Genomic DNA, 1,255 nt, shown 5'->3' with positions numbered 1-1,255 from the left:
TCGGCCTTTAGATTTGTTTTGTAAGATTATTCCAAGAAACTGGAGTAACTTGAATCAGCAAATTGGGCTGGCACATCCTATCGCTCGGCAGAGTTAGAGGCTCATGGGCCGATTCAGAGGCCAGCCCTCGCTGCTTGCCAAAACTCAAATAGAAATGAGGGTTCTTAGACCCATTAGCAAGGTATTGAGTATAAAGGCAGGCAATTGGTTTCACCCTAAAATTAATCAATGTCATGGAAATTCGCTACTACATTGGTATTGACGTTTCAAAAGCTACATTAGATTGGGCAGTTTTTGATGGTAAAACTACTGTTCTACAAACACAGTCGCCTAACTCCGAGAAAGGTATCAAAACAGTTCTAAGACTTCTAAAAGAGCTGCCTGATTTTTCAGTGCAATTCAGTATTATTTGCCTGGAACATACCGGTATTTACAATGCGGTAGTTCTTCAACAATTAGTTGCCGCTTCTTTTCCTGTTTGGTTAGAATCCTCTCTGCAAATCAAGCAGGCAGGTGGCTTACAGCGAGGAAAATCTGACCAAATTGATGCTCAACGCATTGCAGAATATGCTTTTCGTTTTCGTGATTGCATTCGTATTTGGCAACCACCTCGCCAACTTTTGAAGGATTTGACCAACTTGAGTGCATTGCGCCAAAGACTCTTGCTGGTTCGTTCTCAACTTCAACAGCCTATTGATGAACAGGCTGGTTTTGTCGAGGCCAAGCAGCACAAAGAGTTAATCAAATACTGTCGAGCCTCTCTCAAATCCATTAATTCTGATTTAGAAAAGGTCAATCAACAGATGGCCAAGCTGATAGAAAATGATCAACATTTGAAAGAACTTTTTACTCTGATGACATCCATTCCAGGGGTTGGCAGTGCAACCGCCACCGAAGTTATTTTAGCCACCGATGAATTTAAAGCAATTACTGACCCTAAAAAATTAGCCTGCCATGCAGGGGTAGCTCCTTTCGAGCATCGTTCCGGGACCAGTGTCCGAGGAAAAACTCGAGTAAGTCAACATGCTCGAAAAAGGTTGAAATCACTTTTTCATTTGGCGGCTATGTCAGCAATTCGCTCAAAAGGTGAAATAAAGGATTACTATGTGCGAAAAGTTGCCGAGGGAAAAAACAAAATGTTGGTTTTAAATGCTGTTCGTAATAAAATTATTCACCGTATTTATGCTGTTGTTCGACGCGGGGAAAAATATGACAAAAATTATACAAACACGCTTGCATAAACCATAGAAATCGG

Annotated in this window: 1 protein-coding gene; it reads left to right on the top strand. The window is 41.2% G+C overall.

The genetic code is table 11. The features are described 5' to 3' along the window. Nucleotides 1-233: 233 nt before the first annotated feature. Nucleotides 234-1,241 carry an IS110 family transposase gene (locus GVN20_RS29480; RefSeq protein ID WP_166561774.1) on the top strand — a complete coding sequence of 336 codons (1,008 nt, stop codon included), beginning with the start codon at nucleotides 234-236 and terminating at the stop codon, nucleotides 1,239-1,241. Nucleotides 1,242-1,255 lie beyond the last annotated feature (14 nt).

The organism is Runella sp. CRIBMP, assembly GCF_009905605.1.
Classification (GTDB): Bacteria; Bacteroidota; Bacteroidia; order Cytophagales; family Spirosomataceae; genus Runella.
This window is presented reverse-complemented; position numbering and strand designations above follow the sequence as displayed.